The sequence below is a fragment of the Salmonella sp. SAL4457 genome, from assembly GCF_046548235.1.
In the GTDB taxonomy this organism is placed as follows: Bacteria; Pseudomonadota; Gammaproteobacteria; order Enterobacterales; family Enterobacteriaceae; genus Salmonella; species Salmonella enterica.
In genome coordinates this window covers 1-241 of sequence record NZ_JBGDZO010001224.1, presented here as the reverse complement: position 1 = coordinate 241, position 241 = coordinate 1, and the positions used below count along the sequence as shown (strand labels likewise).

Here is a 241-nt window from a genome sequence, read left to right as displayed (position 1 = left end):
GGCCAGGGTGCTGCGGTTGCCGCCGGTGACCTGGTTGAGGATCACCTGCGCCGCCTGGCCCTTGAGGTTGGGGTTGCCGAGGATGATCCCGCCGAGCTGGGTACCCTGGGTCTTGCCGGTAGCGTTGTTGAGGCTCAGCCCGTTGGCGACGACGTTGTAGTCGCGGAAATGGTTGTTCGACAGCCCGGCGTCGTTGGGCGTGGCGATATTGACGATGGGCACGCCGTTGCCCGCCTGGCCC

Annotated in this window: 1 pseudogene; it reads right to left on the bottom strand. The window is 66.8% G+C overall.

What is annotated here, in order from left to right:
• Window positions 1–241 (bottom strand): annotated as a pseudogene (locus ACLJNW_RS28085) (filamentous hemagglutinin); the annotation flags it as partial.